The sequence below is a fragment of the Flavobacterium sp. AC105 genome (genome assembly GCF_979258495.1).
Window position 1 is genome coordinate 3,870,676 of the sequence record NZ_OZ409860.1, and the last position, 20,800, is coordinate 3,891,475.

The 20,800-nt window shown below is 32.8% G+C and carries 19 protein-coding genes; 12 read left to right on the forward strand and 7 right to left on the reverse strand.

Annotated features, from left to right (window positions below; all coding sequences use genetic code 11):
- Positions 1–434: 434 nt before the first annotated feature.
- On the forward strand, positions 435–839 hold the full coding sequence (locus ACZ0AH_RS15915; protein ID WP_463476778.1) for a T9SS type A sorting domain-containing protein: 405 nt from the start codon (positions 435–437) through the stop codon (positions 837–839).
- Between the two features lie 374 nt (positions 840–1,213).
- A complete protein-coding gene (locus ACZ0AH_RS15920) occupies positions 1,214–1,600 on the forward strand; it encodes a secretion protein (protein WP_463476779.1) in 387 nt (128 codons plus the stop codon).
- 300 nt (positions 1,601–1,900) lie between these two features.
- Here the strand turns inward: ACZ0AH_RS15920 and ACZ0AH_RS15925 are convergent, their stop codons facing one another.
- Positions 1,901–2,314, reverse strand: a complete 414-nt coding sequence (locus ACZ0AH_RS15925) for a helix-turn-helix domain-containing protein (RefSeq protein WP_463476780.1) — start codon at positions 2,312–2,314, stop codon at positions 1,901–1,903.
- A gap of 193 nt (positions 2,315–2,507) precedes the next feature.
- On the opposite strand from ACZ0AH_RS15925, the gene ACZ0AH_RS15930 reads away from it, so the two are divergent.
- Both ACZ0AH_RS15930 and ACZ0AH_RS15935 read left to right on the forward strand, forming a co-directional pair.
- On the forward strand, positions 2,508–2,831 hold the full coding sequence (locus ACZ0AH_RS15930) for a hypothetical protein (RefSeq protein ID WP_463476781.1): 324 nt from the start codon (positions 2,508–2,510) through the stop codon (positions 2,829–2,831).
- 166 nt (positions 2,832–2,997) lie between these two features.
- Positions 2,998–3,513 (forward strand): hypothetical protein, encoded by a 516-nt coding sequence (locus tag ACZ0AH_RS15935; protein WP_463476782.1) that lies wholly within the window; start codon positions 2,998–3,000, stop codon positions 3,511–3,513.
- 147 nt (positions 3,514–3,660) lie between these two features.
- Here ACZ0AH_RS15935 and ACZ0AH_RS15940 read toward each other — a convergent pair whose 3' ends face one another.
- The 4 genes from ACZ0AH_RS15940 to ACZ0AH_RS15955 form a co-directional block, all read right to left on the reverse strand.
- The gene (locus ACZ0AH_RS15940; protein ID WP_463476783.1) at positions 3,661–4,137 is read right to left on the reverse strand and encodes a hypothetical protein; all 477 of its coding nucleotides are present in this window, start codon (positions 4,135–4,137) and stop codon (positions 3,661–3,663) included.
- Positions 4,138–4,286: 149 nt separating this feature from the next.
- The gene (locus ACZ0AH_RS15945; protein ID WP_463476784.1) at positions 4,287–5,429 is read right to left on the reverse strand and encodes a DUF3800 domain-containing protein; all 1,143 of its coding nucleotides are present in this window, start codon (positions 5,427–5,429) and stop codon (positions 4,287–4,289) included.
- A 179-nt stretch (positions 5,430–5,608) separates the two neighbouring features.
- A complete protein-coding gene (locus ACZ0AH_RS15950) occupies positions 5,609–5,929 on the reverse strand; it encodes a hypothetical protein (RefSeq protein ID WP_463476785.1) in 321 nt (106 codons plus the stop codon).
- A 212-nt stretch (positions 5,930–6,141) separates the two neighbouring features.
- Entirely contained in the window at positions 6,142–9,582 is a 3,441-nt protein-coding gene (locus ACZ0AH_RS15955) for a methylmalonyl-CoA mutase family protein (protein ID WP_463476786.1), read from the reverse strand.
- 315 nt (positions 9,583–9,897) lie between these two features.
- On the opposite strand from ACZ0AH_RS15955, the gene ACZ0AH_RS15960 reads away from it, so the two are divergent.
- The 6 genes from ACZ0AH_RS15960 (at position 9,898) to purU (ending at position 15,192) form a co-directional block, all read left to right on the forward strand.
- Positions 9,898–11,508, forward strand: a complete 1,611-nt coding sequence (locus ACZ0AH_RS15960; RefSeq protein WP_463476787.1) for a L,D-transpeptidase family protein — start codon at positions 9,898–9,900, stop codon at positions 11,506–11,508.
- A gap of 182 nt (positions 11,509–11,690) precedes the next feature.
- The gene (locus ACZ0AH_RS15965; RefSeq protein WP_463476788.1) at positions 11,691–12,023 is read left to right on the forward strand and encodes a hypothetical protein; all 333 of its coding nucleotides are present in this window, start codon (positions 11,691–11,693) and stop codon (positions 12,021–12,023) included.
- A 156-nt stretch (positions 12,024–12,179) separates the two neighbouring features.
- Complete coding sequence (locus tag ACZ0AH_RS15970) at positions 12,180–12,602, forward strand: cytochrome c oxidase assembly factor Coa1 family protein (protein WP_463476789.1); 423 nt, start codon at positions 12,180–12,182, stop codon at positions 12,600–12,602.
- 4 nt (positions 12,603–12,606) lie between these two features.
- Complete coding sequence (locus ACZ0AH_RS15975; protein WP_463476790.1) at positions 12,607–13,164, forward strand: hypothetical protein; 558 nt, start codon at positions 12,607–12,609, stop codon at positions 13,162–13,164.
- A 352-nt stretch (positions 13,165–13,516) separates the two neighbouring features.
- Positions 13,517–14,236 carry a DUF4197 domain-containing protein gene (locus ACZ0AH_RS15980; RefSeq protein ID WP_463476791.1) on the forward strand — a complete coding sequence of 240 codons (720 nt, stop codon included), beginning with the start codon at positions 13,517–13,519 and terminating at the stop codon, positions 14,234–14,236.
- Between the two features lie 101 nt (positions 14,237–14,337).
- Positions 14,338–15,192: a formyltetrahydrofolate deformylase gene (gene purU / locus ACZ0AH_RS15985; protein WP_463476792.1), complete on the forward strand. Its 855-nt coding sequence runs from the start codon at positions 14,338–14,340 to the stop codon at positions 15,190–15,192.
- 401 nt (positions 15,193–15,593) lie between these two features.
- Here the strand turns inward: purU and ACZ0AH_RS15990 are convergent, their stop codons facing one another.
- A complete protein-coding gene (locus ACZ0AH_RS15990) occupies positions 15,594–17,087 on the reverse strand; it encodes a catalase (RefSeq protein WP_463476793.1) in 1,494 nt (497 codons plus the stop codon).
- 601 nt (positions 17,088–17,688) lie between these two features.
- Between ACZ0AH_RS15990 and ACZ0AH_RS15995 the strand changes: the two genes are divergently transcribed.
- Complete coding sequence (locus tag ACZ0AH_RS15995; protein WP_463476794.1) at positions 17,689–18,699, forward strand: aldo/keto reductase; 1,011 nt, start codon at positions 17,689–17,691, stop codon at positions 18,697–18,699.
- 92 nt (positions 18,700–18,791) lie between these two features.
- The gene (locus ACZ0AH_RS16000; protein WP_463476795.1) at positions 18,792–19,712 is read left to right on the forward strand and encodes a helix-turn-helix domain-containing protein; all 921 of its coding nucleotides are present in this window, start codon (positions 18,792–18,794) and stop codon (positions 19,710–19,712) included.
- A gap of 163 nt (positions 19,713–19,875) precedes the next feature.
- On the opposite strand, the gene ACZ0AH_RS16005 is transcribed toward ACZ0AH_RS16000, so the two are convergent.
- A complete protein-coding gene (locus tag ACZ0AH_RS16005; RefSeq protein ID WP_463476796.1) occupies positions 19,876–20,676 on the reverse strand; it encodes an ABC transporter substrate-binding protein in 801 nt (266 codons plus the stop codon).
- Positions 20,677–20,800 lie beyond the last annotated feature (124 nt).

Below are 20,800 nucleotides of genomic sequence, written 5' to 3' on the forward strand. Positions count from 1 at the left end.
TATTGAGCTGTTTTTTTTGCTCTATACTTTTTTAAGGTTGCCACGAAGGCGCAAAGGCACAAAGCTTTTTTACATTACAAGATTATATAAACGCAAGTTCGCAAAGCCAGATCAACATAAAGCTTTGCGAACTTTGCGTTTACTATGCGCAATTCAAAGTAAAAAATCTTTTGCGCCCTTTTGCGGTTAAATTTTTTAAACTCATTTTTTGTAAGAAACACAGATAACTTTACTTTCTCTTAATTTAAAGGAAACGTTGAAAAATAATAATCTAATTAACAAATAAGGTAAATATAATTCAAATTTTAACCTATAACGGTTTCGTAAATGAGAATACAGCATCGAAATCAGCAAATAGAGTTGTGAGAATTTATTTATATCATAAGTAATTTAGCATCAGAGAATTAGAACTATTAATCTAAAAATTAAATACCATGAAAAAGATTTTAAAATTAAGTTTAGTATGTGCTGTACTTTTCACTGGAAGTACTTATGCAATCGACGGGAATGAGGATTTTAATCTTCATGTAATTAAAACAAATGGAAAACTGATTACGTTTGCCCTTAATCAGGTAAAAAAAGCCAATTTGACTATTTACGACAAAGATGGTACGCTGATTTATACTGAAAGTGCTTCAGGTAAAGAAGGAATTTTGAGAACTTTTAGCCTAGAAGAATTTCCGGAAGGAACTTACTTTTTAGAAGTTGAAGACAATGTAAAAAAAGTAACGCATGAAATTACAATAACTGATGAAACAACTGTTTTATCAAAAAAAGCAGTTTCATCAGTTTACAAAGCAGGTTTTTATGCTAAAAATTCAAGCGTTGCAGCACGCTAAAAAGTTATCACTCACTCAAACCTAAATATGGAGGTTTGATGTGTTTAAAAAACGTTAAAAATGATTGTTATGAGAACAGCTCTTTGTCGTTATGGAGCTGTTTTTTTATGCCCAATTTTTCCAAAAATACAATTCAATATTTTTTTTGAAAAACTATTCTTAATAATTATAAAAGAGTGATTGCTACACTATTAAAAAATATTCATTGCGAAACATCCGAGAGCCCAGTATTTACGTACATAGTTCAGGTAAAGCGCAGAAACATCTTTAATTCAGCAATTTAGGTATTGAAAAAACTACTTTTTTTGCATAAAATTAAATTTCTATTTGTAGTTTTACGTGTTCCAAAATTAGTAATAAACAATTAAAAAAACATGACAAAATTTACCAAAATGGGCCTAGTTGTTGCCTTATTCTTAACAACAATTTTTACCTACGCAGTTGATGGAAAAGGTGATTATATTTTGCATATAATTACTGGAAACGGAAAAGTAGTTAGTTTTACTTTAAACACCGTTGAAAAATCAATTTTTTCTATTTATGATGAAAGCAATAATTTAGTTTACAAAGGAGATTCTGCTGCAGACAAATTAGAGATTTCAAAAACTATTAGTTTAGAAGGTTTTCCTTCTGGAACTTATGTATTAGAAGTTGCAGAAAATGGTAAAGTTGAAAAGCATGAAATTAAAGTTGCTGCTAAAAAAATTAAAGCAGCTAAACTTGACGAATCAGTAAACGAAAGTCCTGGTTTCCGTCGTTAATTGTTTTTTACACCTACATTAAAAGCATCAACCGCGGTTGATGCTTTTTTTTGTTTAATTCTTTCGCACCAAGTTTGTTTCACATAGTATGTGTTCCAAAAAATTTGTCATAAAAATGACATATAATTGCGATTATAATCGTACTGAATGGATTAAAATCCATCCCTACAATATATTTTGTTTCTCCGAAACGCTTACAAACAAAACCGAATACCCCTATTCACTACAGTAATGCTTAAAAATAGAAAAGCACCAACCGAGGCTGATGCTTTTTTTATGAATAAACTTCTTCAGGGAATATTATTTTCCTGCCAGTAATTTTTCTAAATATTCAATTTTGTCTTTTTCAGCCTGAAGCAAACGTTCGTACAGTTTTTTATTTTCTTCTACTGTTTCCATTAATTTATCTAATGGATTGAAAGTACAATTATTATTATTTCCAAAATGGCTATTATTTACAGCTTCATTAAAACTATTGAAATAATTAATCGCAGCTTCTTCCGAAAAATTCTTAATAGCATCAACCGTTACACCAAGTGCTTTCGCAACTTCAATCAATTTTGCATCATCTATGGTTTCGCTATTTTCTAAAGCCGAAACAGCTTGTTGGTTCGTTCCTAAAGCCTGTGCCAAAGCTTCCTGCTTCATATCTCGAAGTTCACGAATACGGCTTATTTTTCGTCCTATATGATTTGGTTTTGTTAGTGTGCTCATAATTCAAAGATAATAATTAAGTGTGAAAAACTTCAACTGGTAAAAAACTTATTTAGACTGTAGGATACCAGCCAAAACGGTTTGGTACGATACAATCTATTTCTTTCTTCGCCGAATCAAACAAAAGTACGATTTTTCTTTCTATAGTAAATTTTGAAAGTGAAATTGACTATCAATTAAAAAAATACTCGCCATGGAAAATAAAATTAAAATTATAGAAAATCTTAAAATATTAACTGCCAGATACTGCAACACTTTGACGCCATCTATTGACAAAAAAGGAACTTATACGGCTAAAATAAATATGCTAAATTATTATGAACTTGCAACTACAATTACCGAAATTTTAAAATTATGTATTGTAGCACTAGATTATGAAGCGCATAAACCGGGAACTACAAAATATTCACCTATTAATGTCGGGCTAATTTTAGAAATGGTATTAGAAATGTTTCCGACAGATGAATTTGAATTGATAACTGAAATCAATGAAGTGCTTAGTAGGGAGTTGGAGTGATTGGAAAATTCTTTAAATTAAGTATTCTCATAGCGAGAATATATAGCTAAAAGTATTCAACAAATTAAAAATCTTTTGATGAGCTGTAACAATTATCTATATATTTGGTGGCTTTGTATAATTTTGTCATACATAGATACAAGTTAACAGTAATTTGAATAAGTATATGGTAATTAACGAAGATGAATTAACACAGACAAAGTTATTGGAAAATTCAATTCGTTTGTTTTCCGATTTCATGAATGTATTGTCAGACGGATATAATCCGACAATTATCGACATAAGAATTAGCATTGACAAAAAATTCAATGATCGGGATCGATTTATATCTTCCTATCCAAACAGTAGCGATATGGAGATTATTTTTGCAGACAGAATTCAACCAACAAGAAAAGATATTGCTAACATCAAAGAGAGAATAAATGAGAACTTTTCATGGTGTATTGATCATTTAGCCACATTCAACCAAGCGCCTGATATATTCAAAAGTAATTATCATATTGACAATCTAAATCAATTAGTAGAAAAAGTAAAAAGAACCATTTTTGATCTGACCGACTCATGGATCGTAACCAGTTATGAATATTTGATTGATACAAATGATGGAAGTTTAGTGAGAGTTCTTTTTATCCATTCTGACAATAAATCATTGATTTTAGACTTTGGAAATTATATTCACTAAAAACTATCGCAATCGTTGTGCGAAGTCTCCTGACTTTGCACACTTTGTTATATTCTGTTCCAATTTTTTTGATTCTCTTTGTAGATTATTGGAATTTTACGATTCGTTTGCTTAGATATCCGGTAACGTTCGCTGGGAATGCAATATTTAGAAAGGATTATACCCTTTTTTAACCATATTTATATGAACTTCAATAAAGTAGGATAAAGTACTTTCTAAAATTGTAAAAGGTAAAATATCATTTCTGGTTGGCAAGTGGGCTTGGTACACTGCAGGGTCATCACCTTCATCTAAGTAAACATATAAAAATTGTTCGCCAGGATTGTGAGCATCAATAGCAAAAAAAGGTCTTGTTATAATTCTATCAAAATTTGACAACCATTCTCTAACATCTGTTTGTAACTCTTCTTGAGCATCACCCGCATAGTCTAAGACATAACAATAGCTACCTGCTAAAAAAAGTAATTCGCGTAAAGCCTTTGGAAAAATATTGCCATTATTATATAATTGTTCTAAAGATTCAATCTCTTGTAAGTTGATACCCACAATAGTACCTTTATAATCTACATCATTTGGATACTCAGATGGGTAATTTTTTAATTGTTCTAAAAATTTTATTTCCATAATTTGTTTCCTTCTTAATTTTTTATAAAAATATGTAAACTTTTTTCAGGACGATACAACAACTTTGGGTTCACGAGCGGGACGCTCGCGCTAGCAGAAGGTAGTAATGTCGACAGCAAGACTATCAAGATATTATTCCATAGTTCTTATCACTTATCAATTATTTTTTTTAATTCAGCAAAAGCTTCTTTATCCAAAATATCTAATTCATTAGATGTTGCAAGTTTAATAGCTTCTCTAGCTTCTGTAATTCTATTAAGCATAGGCAAAACAATTCTCTTTCCTAAATTTATAAAATTATCAAGATCTTTCGAACTTGATGGAATTTTATAACCGTTTCTTCCAGAAGCAATTAATATTCCTTGATCTCTTAAATTTCCAATAATTTTACTGCGAAAGTATTCTTGTTTTAAAACTTCGTGTCTACTTGGGTTTAAGTGACTAAAAATTTCTCTTGTAGAAATATATCTATTTTTAACATTTGCACGTTGAAAAAGTAATAGCAATTTCAAAAGATTTATTTGATCTATTTTTTGCTGATCTGTTCCTTTCTCCGTTTCTAAAAATGTTTTTATTCTTTGATGACAAACTGAAGCAATTTTAGGATCAAAATCTTCATCAATATTTGTATCAAGTAGCTCCTTAAACGAATAATCATTTGGAAAAAAATCTAAACTAGCAATTTTTGGCGCTAGCAGTTCTTGAAATTTTCTACTACTTGCTGACTTTTTGTTTTCATCGAAAATGTATCCTAACGTTCCCGCAACAAAATCTGCTAACTGGATAAAATAGCTTTGTTTACTATTCTGAATGTTAAATTCAGAACCCGAAAACAAATTCATTTCATGATTTTTTTCAATATATTTTTTAAACTCTCGCATAAAGTCATTTCCTCCATGCTCATCAACATATAAATCAAGTTTAGGAAATGTTCTAAAAAGTTCTTTATATACCAAATTATTCAAGTATTTATAAAACGACTTTTTAATAGAAAATCCTTTCCCATTAAGTTTTGTCTTATCAACTATTACAGCATAAATCGTAATATCCAATTTTGCTATATCTTCCAACACTCGGATTCTTCTTAAATGATTTGGACCAACTCCACTTGATTTCATTTCACCTGTTTGAAAACCATGCTTTTTTCTTATTGCATCTATATCGGTTTGTAGTTTATCTAAATTCTCTTTTTTACAAATCACTGTCGCAATAATAAAATGAGTTCCCTGAGTTTCAAATTCAAAAGAATTATTTCCAAATTCATCAGCAAACGCTATAATATTTTTTTGCATAATTAATATTTATTTTAGGTAAACTAATTAAATATAGAATCCCCATTTACTATAACTTCCGAATATAGTAAATTTACACGTATAAAAAACTAACTTACTAGAAACAAATGTTTTGGATACAAAATTATAAAAACACAAAATATCCGCTTTATAATAGACAAACAAGAGATTCCTAAATTTCACTTTGATAGTTTTTGAATTATACTAGATAAAATATTGATTTCTTCTAATTTTTCTAAATTGGTTAAGGTCGGTAAATTATTATTTTCATATTTAACATCCCTTACTTTGACATAATCGAAAATATAAACTAACTCTTTTAAAGCTTCATCCGTTGTAAGATCATTAGAGAAATTAGCTAGTGCCGATGCTCTATTTATTACAGCTCTTAAAGGGTACCATTTATTGTTATAACAAAAAGCTCTATTATTCCCATTATTAAAATTTATTAAGCCAGCATCGCAATCCAAAATTGCCTGAATGATATGTTCTATTGTCATATTCTACCTTTTATTTAAATTTATATTTATATGTCCTTAATTATTTTAATCAAATTATCTGTAAAATAAAACTCAGACTAATTAATTAGTTTTAACTACCACTAAAGTATAAAAACATTCAGTTTAAAAATTGAGGAAAACCATAAACTGAATAAACAAAAAAACCTCCCATTATCTGAGAGGTTTTCCATAAAATATAAAATCCTAAAATTCTACATATTCCTTCTATATTGCCCGCCAACTTCAAACAATGCCGAAGTAATCTGACCAAGCGAACAAACCTTTGTAGCTTCCATTAAATGGTCGAATAAGTTTTCGTTTTTAATAGCGGCTTCTTGTAGTTTGTTTAAATGCTCGTTTACTTTTGCTTCGTGAAATTGATGTAAATTATCCAGCATCGTAATTTGATATTGTTTTTCTTCTTCGGTGGCGCGAATTACTTCTGCCGGAATTACCGTTGGAGAACCTTTTGAACTTAGGAAAGTGTTGACACCCACAATTGGGAAATCTCCGTTGTGTTTTAAGGTCTCATAATACAAACTTTCTTCCTGAATTTTAGAGCGTTGGTACATGGTTTCCATTGCGCCCAAAACTCCGCCACGTTCCGTGATTCGGTCGAATTCTTGTAGAACGGCTGCTTCTACCAAATCCGTTAATTCTTCGATGATAAACGATCCCTGAATTGGGTTTTCGTTTTTCGCCAAACCTAATTCTTTATTGATAATCAACTGAATCGCCATGGCACGACGTACAGATTCTTCTGTTGGTGTTGTAATCGCTTCGTCATAAGCATTCGTGTGCAATGAATTACAGTTATCATAAATGGCATACAAAGCCTGCAAAGTGGTTCTGATATCGTTAAAATCAATTTCCTGTGCGTGTAACGAACGTCCGGAAGTCTGAATATGATATTTTAGCATTTGCGCTCTTTCGTTGGCTCCGTATTTGTTTTTCATGGCTTTCGCCCAAATTTTACGTGCCACACGACCAATAACTGAATATTCAGGATCTACTCCATTCGAGAAGAAGAACGATAAATTAGGTCCAAAATCGTTGATGCTCATTCCGCGGCTTAAGTAATATTCCACGTAAGTGAAACCATTAGAAAGCGTGAATGCCAATTGCGTAATTGGGTTCGCTCCTGCCTCAGCAATATGGTATCCTGAAATCGAAACCGAATAAAAATTACGAACGTTTTTGGTAATAAAATATTCCTGAACGTCGCCCATTAATCGCAACGCAAATTCGGTTGAAAAAATACAGGTGTTTTGCGCCTGATCTTCTTTTAAAATATCGGCCTGAACCGTTCCACGAACTTGCGATAAGGTTCTTGCTTTTATTTCGTTATAAACTTCCTGAGGCAAAACTTCATCTCCGGTAACACCCAAAAGCATTAATCCCAGACCATTGTTTCCTTCCGGTAAATCGCCTTGGTATTTAGGTCTTTCGATTCCTTTTACTGCGTATATTTTGTTGATTTTCGCGTCAACTTCTTTTTCTAAATCATTGTCCTTAATATAATACTCACATTGCTGATCGATTGCTGCATTCATAAAGAAACCTAACAACATTGGCGCTGGCCCGTTGATAGTCATACTTACAGAGGTTAAAGCATGAACCAAATCAAAACCGGAGTACAGTTTTTTAGCATCATCCAAACAACAAATTGAAACTCCGGCATTTCCAATTTTCCCGTAAATATCAGGTCGAATATCAGGATCGTTTCCGTATAAAGTCACACTATCAAAAGCGGTCGAAAGACGTTTTGCCGGCAATCCCGCACTCACATAATGAAAACGTTTGTTGGTTCTTTCCGGTCCGCCCTCGCCCGCAAACATTCTTGACGGATCTTCGCCTTCACGTTTAAACGGATATAATCCTGAAGCAAACGGAAATTCTCCCGGAACATTTTCCTGTAAATTCCAACGCAGAATATCTCCCCAGGCTTCGTATTTAGGCAAAGCAATTTTCGGAATCTGAATATGTGATAAACTCTCGGTATGTGTCGCGATTTTAATTTCTTTATCACGAACTTTAAACGTATAAACCGGATTTTTGTATTTATTTACTTTCTCGTCCCAAGTCAGGATAATTTCCCAATTGTATGGGTCTAAGTCCATTTTTACTTTATCAAACTGGTTCAGTAAAAGATTAAGGAAGATTCTGTTTTCATCATGTGCTTCGGCTGCACCTGATAAAACAGTCGAATCATCAATTCCTGCTTTATTAATTTGTGGAAGTTTCCCAGAAACCGATTCTATGGTTTTAAAAATTCCGTATAATTTCTGTGCTACTTTTTGCTGTGAAAGCGCACTTTCATCATAAGATCTGTTATTCTCGGCAATTTCAGATAAATAACGGGTTCTGTGTGGCGGAATCACGAAGATTTTCTCGCTCATTTCGCGTGTGATTTCAAAAGTCGATTTTAGATCAGAATCTGTTTTTTCGACAATTTTATCCATGATCGCTTTATACAGCGTATTCATTCCCGGATCGTTAAACTGCGAAGCAATGGTTCCGAAAACCGGCATATCATCCGGATTTTTATCCCAAAGATTATGGTTTCTTTGATATTGTTTTTTAACGTCACGAATCGCGTCAAGAGCTCCTCTTTTATCAAACTTATTCAAAGCTACCAAATCAGCAAAATCAAGCATGTCGATTTTTTCTAATTGAGTCGCTGCTCCAAATTCCGGTGTCATTACATATAAGGATACATCAGAATGATCCATAATCTCAGTATCTGATTGCCCAATTCCTGAAGTTTCAAGGATAATCAAATCGTATTTTGCGGCTTTTAAAACCTGAATCGCTTCGGCTACATATTTAGATAAAGCTAAATTAGATTGACGTGTTGCCAATGAACGCATATAAACACGAGGATTATTTATGGCATTCATTCTAATTCTGTCTCCTAAAAGTGCCCCGCCTGTTTTACGTTTTGAAGGATCTACAGAAATTAATCCGATCGTTTTTTCCGGAAAATCAATTAAAAAGCGACGAACCAATTCGTCAACCAAAGAAGATTTTCCTGCTCCGCCAGTTCCTGTAATTCCAAGAACCGGAATTATAGAATTGGCGTTATTGGTATGTATTTGGTCGAAAACCGGTTTTGCAATTTCAGGGAAATTCTCCGCTGCCGAAATTAAACGGGCAATTGCGGTTGGAATTTTATTTTCGATATGATCGATTTCTCCGTTTAGTTTATCACCAATCGGGTAATCAGCTTGTTCAACCAAGTCATTAATCATTCCTTGTAAGCCCAAAGAACGGCCATCATCCGGCGCGTAAATTCGGGTTATACCATATTCATGCAGTTCAGCAATTTCGCTTGGCAGGATTACTCCGCCTCCGCCTCCAAAAATCTTGATGTGTCCCGCTCCTTTTTCATGCAGCAGGTCATACATATATTTAAAGTATTCATTATGTCCGCCTTGATACGATGTCATCGCAATTGCATTTGCATCTTCCTGAATTGCGGTGTTGACTACTTCTTCAACACTGCGGTCATGCCCCAGGTGAATTACTTCGACTCCGGTTGACTGAATAATACGTCGCATAATGTTTATTGCAGCATCATGTCCGTCAAAAAGAGAAGCGGCAGTAACAATTCTTACTTTATTTTTAGGAATATATGGTTTTTGTTGTTCCATTTTATGAATATGATAATTTTAAGGGAGCAATTTACAAAATATTTTAATATTTGGTTATCCTTGCCGATTTATGTTAATAAAAAAACGAGTCAGTCTTATATATTTTTTTGATTATAAAGGTAACATTTTTGACAACTATCGTATTTATCTTATATAAGTCTTATAAAAATGTTAATAACATGGTAATCTTGAAAGATTTAGATTGAATACAACAACCTGTTTCCCAATGTACTGAACTAATTTAGCAGTGTAGAAAAGCCCCAATTTTTACCACACTTTTACAACCTTAATAGTAACGTAAAAATTAAAATGAAAATGAAAACATTATATCCATTAAGCCTAATTTTAGTCGCAAGTTTTTTTGCATCTTCTTTTACTGTTATAGAAAATGATTATACAAAAAAAGCAAATCTGACTAACACCAATATTTCAACTTTAAATGAAAATGACATTAAAGTAGATAGTGAAATTTTGACAGACTTTTTCAAAAGATATTCTGATTTAAAAAAATACCAAAACGAAGTCATCTCTTTATACAAAAACAGATCTTACGGAACAATTTGGTATGAAAATGGAAAAATAACTGAATTTGGAAATTTATTGTATAAAAAAATAAATAACGCAGATCAGGAAGGAATAAAAATAGAATTCCCGTACAAAGACGAAATCGATCAGATCTTTGATAAAAAATCTACAGATAAACCTTCAAGATCAGATTCGGATATGTTATTGAGTTCTGTTTATATTATTTATGCAAATCGTGCTTATGAAGGCATTGATGCTGAATCTGTTAAAAAAACCGGATGGCTTTTGCCAAAGAAAAAAATATCATATGACACTTTATTAGATTCTTTAATGGTTAAACCTACATTATTAGAGAAAAACCACGAAGTGCTTTATGATCAATATTATAAACTTCAGGATGCTTTAAAACAATACAAAAAAATAGAGCAGGAAAATACCTGGAAACCAATTACAACAGAAACTCCTTATAAAGATTTAAGACCTGACGCAAAATCGATTACGATTGCTCAGATCAGAAACCGATTATTTGTAATGGGCGACCTAAAAAATGATTCTAAAAGTGATGTTTACGATCAGGAATTAATGGATGGTGTAATGAAATACAAATTACGTAACGGATTGAAACCAAATTACATAATTTCTGAAGATCATATTAAAGATTTAAATACACCTATCGAAGATAAAATTAAAACCTTGATGCTTAACATGGAACGTTGTCGCTGGATTTCGCCACAACTATTGAAAGATAAAGAATATATCATGGTCAATATTCCATCTTTTGAATTGGTTTATGTAAAAAATGGTAAAGTAGAATTGGTTTCTAAAGTGTTTGTAGGTTCTCAATTGACTAAAACAACAATCTTTAACGGAAATATCGATAAAATCGTTTTCAGCCCATATTGGACAGTTCCTCAAAGTATTGTTGACAATGAATTGAAATCAAAAATTGCTGCAGACAAAAATTATTTGGCAGAACATAATATGGAAATGGTAAACGGTCAGGTAAGACAAAAACCAGGTCCTGATAATTCATTGGGATTAGTAAAATTTATTTTCCCAAACCCGGACGATATTTACATGCACGATACGCCAGCAAAAACTTTATTCGATTTTGAAAAAAGAACTTTTAGCCACGGTTGTGTGAATGTAAACAAAGCAAAAGAATTAGCTGTTGCAATGCTAAAAGATTATCCGGAATGGACACCAGAAAAAATTGATAAAGCGATGGAAGGTAAACAAGAAACAACTTTTAAATTACCTAACAAAGTGCCTATTTACATTACTTATTTTACTTCATGGGTAAAAGAATCAGGCGAAGTTAGTTTCTTTCAGGATGTTTATGACAGAGATGGAGAATTGGATAAAATTATTTCTGACGAAAATACTTTTGCAAATCAATAAATAAAATTCAAATTAAAATATAGAAACTGTACAGAAAACTAATCTTTTCTGTACAGTTTTTTCATTTTCAAAAATACCTTAACTTATTAATTTTAAATCTTTTAAAGGCTAAAAAAACTTCAAAATCATAAGATCTTTGCATCATAATAATACCACTAATTTTAATTAAAAGATTAATTATCATGAAAACAGAGAATATAGAAGGATTAACAATATTTGAAATAAACTTATTGATTCAACAAGGCGGAAAATTTATTAAATTTCCGTACATGAAGAAATTTAAAAAATCAAATATTTATTTTGTTCGTCCGGAAGAAAAAGCATTCAAATATGCTTTGAAATATTTTTTTACAAATTTAGAATGGCGTCAACTTCCTTTAGCACCATTTCATATCATAAAGTCTTTATTTTATCTTGCTGTTGGCGGTATCGATTATACACATGCAATGCTCAGCGATTTAAAACAAAACAATCCGGTTTATAATCCCAATATTCATTACTTACAATACGCATAAATTTTAATTATATATTCTTTTCAATAAATAAAAAGCGAAATCTTCTTTTAGATCTTCGCTTTTTTTTATTTGGAATAAACTCTAAATGAGATCAAAAATTTCCATAATTTTAACTGTATATTGCAGTACCAAAAAGCAAATTCAATTTTAAAAACTATGGAAGATTCAAACGAATTAATTGTTAGAAAAAGTTGGTGGGACAGAAACTGGAAATGGCTTGTACCTACAGGCTGTTTAAGCCTTATCATAATTGTGGGATTATTTATTGCCGCAGTTTTCTTCGGAATTACTTCTATGATAAATGATTCTGATGCTTTTAAAGGCGCCATGACCGAAGTTCAGCATAATAAAACTGCCATAGAAAAACTTGGAAACCCAATTGAAACCGACGGAATAACATCCGGAAGTATCAATATGCCTAATAATACCGGAAATTGCGATTTACAAATCCCCATAAAAGGCCCAAAAGGAAAAGGAACTGTTTTTGTCGTTGCCAAAAAAAGAGGCGATTGGAAATACAGCGAATTATCTGTTTATATTGAAGCTACAAAAGAAAAAATTGATTTGCTGAAGAAGTAATTTTATGAGTAGATATATTTTATGCTTTTGCCTTTTTCTGATGATTTGTAATACAGCAGAATCTCAAAATAAATATAATATTTATGTCAATAAAGTAAAGCAGTTTTCAAAACCTGCTAAAATTTTATATAACAATATTGATGCAAGTGGAAATGGTTCGATCGAATTTACAAATGCTAAAAAACAAGTACTCCGTTTTCGTTTACTAAATCAAAAATTGCAGATTCTTCACGGCGATATTGCATATCAGCTTTTCTATTATAAAAACAATTACCTGGAAAGAATTGAAACATTCGACAATAAAGGAAATTTTGCCGGAGAAAAAGAGTCGAATAACGAAGCTGCAGTAACTTTTATAATCGAAAAACCAGCTTTATATTTAAAGAAAAAGAAACTAATTGATGCCGCAGAAGGAAACATTGATCTAAAAGATGATACCAGCGAAAAAATCATCAGAATACTATTGTACGACGAGAATAATCTCCCTATTGATAAAATGCAGCCCAACTACATTTCAAGCAAAACCTATTGGAATTATAATATTAGAATGTATTGGCCTTGAAAAAGTTACTAAGCTGCTAAGTTTCTGAGATACTAAGTTTTCTTTTGTGTTATTTCGATTTCTATACTATTTTTTTTTCAGAAGCTAATCCCGCTCCCGAAGCCTCGGGACGTTCTAATCTTTTGCTCCATTTCATTACACAAAAGGATTTCCACTTCTATCAGGGCTAGGGCGTCATTTTCAAAAGAATATTTTCGTTTATTTTCAAACCTTAGAACCTTAGCAACTCACAATCTCAGAGCCTTGAAAAAACAAAATGTTAAGTATGAAACAAAATGTTTATGCTCCTGAAATAAAATTGTGGCTTTGTTTTTGAATAAGTAGTATTTTTGAACTTATAAAACCCCTACTAATGAAAAAGATTTTCCTTTTAGCACTTACATTTTCACTTACTTCATGTGCAGAAATGCAACAAACCCTAAATCAGTTTCCTCAAATATCTTCGCAACTTCCAGGAGTTGGCGGTGTTGATATCGCTTCCGGATTAAAAGAAGCCTTAAACAAAGGAATTACGCAACAAGTGAGTAAATTAACCGCAGTTGATGGCTTTTATAAAAATGAAGCTGTAAAAATCCTGATGCCAGCCGAATTACAAAAAGTAGATGCTACCTTGCGTAAAGTTGGTTTATCATCTCTTGCCGATGAAGGTATTAAAGTATTAAATCGCGCTGCAGAAGATGCTGTAAAAGAAGCGACTCCAATATTTGTTACAGCAGTTAAAAATATGTCGTTTACAGATGCCAAAAATATTTTATTAGGAAATGACAGTGCCGCAACCAGTTATTTGCAAAGCAGTACAACTACAGCTTTATACGCAAAATTTAATCCGGTAATCAAAAGCTCTTTCTCAAAAGTAGGTGCTGATGTGGTCTGGACAAACATTATAAACAAATACAACACGATTCCGTTAGTAAAAAAAGTAAATCCAGATTTAACTGATTATACAACGAATCAGGCTTTGGCAGGAGTTTTTAAAATGATTGCTGTCGAAGAAAAAGATATCCGTAATAATTTAAGTGCAAGAACAACGCCTTTATTAAAAAGTGTTTTTGCCATGCAGGACGGAAAATAATATTTTTTTAAGACTCAAAGGCTCAGAGTTGCAAAGGTTCAAAGTAATTTTTGTCGCTTTGAACCTTTGCAGCTTTGTCACTAACCAAAATAAACCAAAAAATGCAAAAAATTACCATTCTGATTCACTGCAAAGACCAAAAAGGAATTATCGCCGCCGTGACTGCTTTTATCGCTAAAGTAGAAGGAAATATTACCTACATCGATCAGCATGTTGATGTAGAACAAAATGTGTTTTTTATGCGATTGGAATGTGAATTAACCAATCATAATATTACGCCTGAAAGCTTAAAAACTGATTTTGACCAAACTATTGCCGCCGATTTTGAGATGTCATGGGATTTGTACAATCAGGAACAAAAACCAAAAATGGCTTTGTTTGTTTCTAAATACGATCATTGTTTGTTTGATATTTTAGGACGTTACAGCGCAGGAGAATTAAATGTTGAAATCCCGGTAATTATTAGCAATCATAACGATTTGCGATCTATTGCAGAACGATTTGATATTCCGTTTCACTGCGTTCCTTTTACAAAAGACAACAAAGAAGAAGGCGAAGCCAAACAAATTGAATTATTAAAAAGATACCAAATCAACTTTATTGTTTTGGCGCGTTATATGCAAATTATTACACCAAAATTAATTTCGCTTTACGAAAATAAAATCATCAATATTCACCATTCGTTTTTACCTGCTTTTCCGGGAGCAAAACCGTATCATTCGGCTTTTAAACGCGGCGTAAAAATTATTGGCGCAACAAGCCATTATGTTACCGCCGAATTAGACGAAGGTCCCATTATCGAACAGGATATTGCCCGTGTTTCGCACATACATTCCGTAGATGATTTTATCATGAAAGGCCGTGATTTAGAACGTATTGTTCTGGCTCGTGCCATTAAATTACATGCCGAACGCAAAACAATGGTATATAGCAATAAAACAGTTGTTTTTTCTTAGTTGCTAAGATTCTAAGCTACTAAGTTCTGAGTTTTTTTAAGCAAAATAATAAACCCGACAGTTTTAAAACCTGTCGGGTTTATTATTGAAAATCTTAGAAACTTAGCCACTCAGAACCTTTGAAACTATTTCTAAGCCTTTGAAACTTTTTTAAATAATCAAACCCGCCACGTTTTAAAAACATAAGTGTTCGGAAGAAGAAATCTCCTCTAAAAATGTCTTCATAAAGATGGGGTTTTTAAAGAAATAGTGGCGATCTGTGATGGAAAACCAAATAAATGATCCCAATTTTAATACTCAATCAACTCTTCCGAACACTTATGTTTTAAAAACCTGGCGGGTTTATTATTTAAATTCTTAGAATCTTAGCTGCTTAGAAACTTAGCAACTCAGAACTGCAGCTATCTCACCTCGATCAACAATCTTGGATCGGAAAAATTATTTACCTGTTCCATTGTTAAGCCCAAAGCGTTTGCTACACCTTCACCATAAGCAGGATCTGCTTTATAACAGTTTCTGATATGACGAATCTGAATAAAAGGCTGTGCTCCTCCTACTTGTCCGGCTGTATTTTTGAACAAAAGCTGTTTTTTCTCTTCTGTCAATAAACGGAATAACAAACCTGGCTGTGTAAAATAGTCATTATCATCTTCTCTGAAATTGTGCGCATACGCATCTCCGTGAAGTTTTAATGGCGGTTCTTTAAACTCAGGCTGTTCCTGCCATTCTCCAAAACTATTTGGTTCATAATGTTTACGTCCTCCGTTATTTCCGTCGACACGCATTGCGCCATCTCTGTGAAAAGTATTATACGGACATCTTGAAGAGTTTACCGGAATTTGATAATTGTTCACGCCTAAACGATATCTGTGTGCATCTCCGTATGAAAACAAACGCGCCTGAAGCATTTTATCCGGTGAAAAACTAACTCCCGGAGGAACGTGCGCCGGATTAAAAGCTGCTTGTTCTACTTCGGCAAAATAGTTTTCCGGGTTTTTATTTAACTCGAATTCTCCAACAGGAATTAACGGAAAATCACCTTTTAACCAAACTTTGGTCAAATCAAAAGGATGAAAACGATAAGTCGCAGCTTCTTCTTCACTCATGATTTGAACGAACATTTTCCATTTTGGGAAGTTTCCTTCTTCAATAGCATCAAATAAATCACGCTGGTGACTTTCTCTGTCGTGACCCACTAATAAAGCAGCTTGTTCATCAGATAAATTCTCGATTCCTTGTTGCGAAACAAAATGAAATTTCACATAATGTCTCTCATTTTGAGCGTTTAGGAAACTAAAAGTATGACTGCCAAATCCGTGCATTTCCCTATACGATCTCGGAATTCCGCGATCACTCATTACAATCGTAATTTGGTGTAAAGCTTCCGGTAATAAAGTCCAAAAATCCCAATTGTTGTCAGCACTTCTTAAATTGGTTTTTGGATCACGTTTTACAGCATGATTCAAATCAGGAAATTTCATCGGATCACGGAAAAAGAAAACCGGCGTATTATTTCCTACCAAATCCCAATTTCCTTCATTGGTATAAAATTTCAGGGCAAAACCACGAATATCCCTTTCGGCATCAGCAGCACCTCTTTCTCCGGCAACAGTTGAAAAACGGGCAAACATTTCTGTTTTTTTTCCAATTTCCGAAAAAATATCCGCTCTTGTATATTTTGTAATATCGTGAGTCACCGTAAAAGTTCCGTAAGCACCAGATCCTTTAGCATGCATTCGTCGTTCCGGAATAACCTCACGATCAAAATGTGCCATCTTTTCTAAAAACCAAAAATCCTGTAATAAAACAGGTCCTCGCGGACCAGCTGTTTGAATGTTTTGATTGTCTGGAACAGGAGTTCCTGTTGCAGTTGTTAATTTTTTGTTTAATTCCATTTTGCTGATATTTAATATTTTATCAAATATACACAGTAATACCTGCGATATCCATAAGCAAAATCGATTGTTATTATATTTTAATAACCATAAGTTATTTAACACTATAGAAAGCTCAAAACGCAGTCTTTAAAAATCTTAACTTATGTCCAACAAAGTAATAACAAAACCTTAACAGCGAAACATTCATATATATCTGATCTTTGTAGTGTAATAAACTGGTTATTTATTATTTTGGTTTTGGTTAGTTAAATGATGCCGGCGTCTTCGAGATGCCGGCATTCTTTTTTTATATACTTTTTGTTTATTTTTGTTTCAGGTTCCAGGTTTCACGTTACTATACTTTGAATATAATTTTACCACAGAGTTTCACAAAAGTTTGCACAGAGTTACACGAAGTAATTTTAAAAAACTTTGAGAATCTGTGTGAAACTCTGTGGTAGAAATCGGAATTAATTACACACAATCCAAAACCTGAAACAAAGAAAACCTGAAACTTTCCTTCCCTTCAATTTGGATACAACTACAAGGGATTTGGCTACTTTATAACTTTATTCTTAACGGATCTTTGTAATATAATTTAAACACAAAGCAAAAAGTTATGGATACAATAAAAAAGATACATTTAGGAAATCAGGGACTTGTGGTTCCTAACATTGGTTTAGGCTGTATGGGAATGACGCAAATTGCCGGAATGGATATTTATGGCAAAGCCGATGAAAAAGAAGCAATTGCCACAATTCACCGTTCACTTGAATTGGGCGGAAATTTTATGGACACCGCAGATCTATACGGACCTTTGCATAACGAACGCCTAATTGCAAAAGCCATTAAAGACAATCGTAACGCTTACATTATTGCAACTAAATTTGGCTATGAAATCGATGATAATGAGCAGTTAACCTGGAATTTTAATGGCAAAAAAGAATATGTAAAAAAAGCAGTAGAACGTTCCCTGAAAAATTTAGGAACAGATTATATTGATCTTTATTATTTACACCGTCTTGATCCCAATACACCCATTGAAGAAACAGTTCAAGCCATGTCCGATTTGGTAAAAGAAGGAAAAGTGGGTTACATCGGATTATCTGAGGTTTCATCAGAGACGATTCGTAAAGCACATAAAATTCATCCTTTAACTGCTGTTCAAACGGAATATTCTTTATTTGAAAGAACAGTCGAAGAAGCCGGAATTTTAGAAACCTTAAAGGAATTAGAAATTGGATTTGTCGCTTATTCCCCACTTGGAAGAGGATTTATCTCCGGAGATATTAAAACACCGGACGATTTTCCTGAGAATGATTTCAGAAAAGCTATTCCGCGTTTTCAGGGCGAGCAATTTTATAAAAATATAGAATTAGTCCATGAAATTACAAAAATGGCAGCAGCAAAAAACATCACAGCTTCGCAATTGGCACTTGCGTGGATTGCTACAAAAGGTATTTTATCGATTCCCGGAACGAAACGTGTAAAATACGTAGAGCAAAATATAGCGGCGGCGCAAATGGTTTTAACTCAGGAAGAAATGAATCATTTAGAAACCATCATTCCGCTTGGTACTCAAACCGGTGCGAGATATGATGCTGCAAATATGGCCGGAATCGATCAATAATTTAGTAAACTAATTGTTTTAATTACTTTAAATTGAGAAAAGTTATCTTTACGGTAGCTTTTCCTCTTTTATATCGCTTTAACTATTTTGCCATGAAAAAAGAAGTTCATATTCCGTATACGATTCAGTCTATTTCAGAATTGCATTCGATGCTAAAAATTCCAAAACCGGAACATCCTTTAGTAAGTTTTGTCGATTTAAGCAAAATCACCTGCCATTTTGATGATAACCTTAAAAGTGTTGTATATTCTTTTTATACGGTTTGCATCAAAAAAGGTTTTACGGGAAAAATGAAATACGGACAAAATTTTTATGATTTTGATGAAGGCGTAATGACGTTTATGGCGCCGGGTCAGGTAATTTCTACCGAGGTTTCGGTTGATAGTGCCGTTTATGGCGCGATGCTGGTTATTCATCCTGATTTTATTCAGAATTATGCTTTAGCAAAAAACATTAAGGATTTTGGTTATTTTTCGTATGCAGTTAGCGAAGCTTTGCATCTTTCTGATAAAGAACAAACTATGATTACGGGAATCATGAAAAATATCGAACAGGAATATTGTTCTTCAATCGACGCTTTTAGTCAGGACGTTATGGTTTCGCACATTGAACTGCTGCTTAATTATTGTAATCGCTTTTACAATCGCCAGTTTATTACCAGAAAAAGTGCCAACAATACGCTTTTAAGTAAATTAGAAACGTTGCTGGATACTTATTTTGAAGGCGATCAGGTACAAAAATTTGGATTACCAACCGTAACGTATCTTTCGGAAGAATTAAATGTTTCTCCCAATTATTTAAGTGATATGTTACGCGCCTTAACCGGACAAAGCACGCAGTATCATATTCAAAATAAAATTATCGAAAAAGCAAAACAACTGCTAACGACAACTTCTTTGAGTGTAAGCGAAACCGCTTTTCAATTGGGGTTTGAATATCCGCAGTCTTTTAATAAATTGTTTAAAAGCAAAACAAACGTATCACCTTTAGAATTTAGAAGTTCGTTTAATTAAAGTGGCTTTGTTTCAGGTTTCAGGTTTCAGGTTGGGTGACTTTGAACTTAATTTCTACTACAGAGATTTCACAAAGATTCACAAAGGATAATAATTTACTTTGCGAATCTTTGTCAAAAAACTTTGTGAATCTCTTCGGTAAAATCAACACAAAAATTGGAATTTAACTCCTCAATCTTTCGTGGAGTATTTTAAAATACTGAAAAGCTTTTAGAAGTCTGCTGCCGTGCCAGGAGAACATTTCGCCATCGACAAAAATAGTTTTGGCGTGATGTGTAAATCTTCCAATTTCGAAAGCATCTTCTTCTTTAAAAGGATACGGTTCTGATGAAAGAAAAACCAAGTCAGGATCGCCTTCTAATCGCATTTTTTTAAGTTCGATTTCAGGATATCGATTTTTGTCTGCATATATATTATCAAAATGATTTAGTTTTAATAATTCATTTATATAAGTATCATTTCCGGCAACCATATAAGGATTCTTCCAAATAAAATAAGCTGCTTTTTTTACAGGAATATCCTGAATGTATTTTTTGAAATCGCTTAAAGCAAAATTTAATTTGTCATTCCATTTTTGAGATTCTGTTCTGCAATTAAACAATTGTCCAAAATCTGAAATCATCTGAAAATTATCTTCTACAGCAATAATATTCGTAACCCAAACCGGGCAAATTGTACTTAATTGTTCGACAATCTCAGCCGTGTTTTCTTCTTTATTGCAAATAATGATATCAGGCTGTAATAATTTTATTTTTTCAAAATGGATTTTCTTTGTACCACCAACCATTTTCTTAGTTGATTTTAAATGATACGGATGCACACAAAACTTGGTTATCCCAATGATTTTTTCTTCTAAACCTAAATCATACAATAATTCCGTTTGAGAAGGCACTAACGAAATGATTCGTTTTGGAGCACTTTCAAAAGAATGGATTTGGCCGATTTGATCTGTGAATTGTTTCATTTGAGTTTTGTTTCAGGTTTTCTTTGTTTCAGGTTTCAAGTTTTCTGGGATTGTGTTTTTTTTACCACAGAGTTACACAAAGTTTTTCACAGAGATTCGCAAAGTTTTTTTTAAACAATTTAAA